Origin of the sequence: Chryseobacterium elymi, from assembly GCF_003385495.1 — a bacterium.
Lineage (GTDB): Bacteria > Bacteroidota > Bacteroidia > Flavobacteriales > Weeksellaceae > Chryseobacterium > Chryseobacterium elymi.
Window position 1 is genome coordinate 1 of sequence record NZ_QNUH01000071.1, and the last position, 482, is coordinate 482.

Consider the following 482-nt stretch of genomic DNA (forward strand, 5'->3'; position numbering starts at 1 on the left):
AATATGTACCGTATTTACGAAGCTTTAGGTGATGAGAAAAACAGGGAAAAATATTATACTGAATATCAAAAAGAGTATACTCAATATAATGATGTAAACAATAAGGGGCTTTTAAAAGCAGTTGATTTAATATTGGATGAAAAAAAAGGAGAAGACAGAATCGCAAAAGAAAGGGCTATAAAATTTACTTCCATTGCTAGTGGAACTCTTCTCATTCTTCTCATTTCTCTGATCTACTTTTATTTCAGAAACAAAAAGATGAAGAAAAAGAAGTTAAAGCTTATACTTCAAAAAGATATCTTAATTAAGGAAAAACAAAAATTAGAATCGGAAAAAATAAGTATTAGCAAAAAAGCCAACGAAAATCAATTCAATGAATTAATTTCTCTGGCTAAAAATAACAGTCCTGAATTTTTAGTATTATTTGAAGAACTCTATCCGAATTTCGTAAAAAACTTAAAAGAAATAAATCCAAAAATCCG

1 pseudogene is annotated in these 482 nt (G+C 27.4%); it reads left to right on the top strand.

Going from position 1 to position 482, the window contains the following annotated elements:
* Positions 1-482: pseudogene (locus tag DRF60_RS21315) on the top strand (hypothetical protein); the annotation flags it as partial.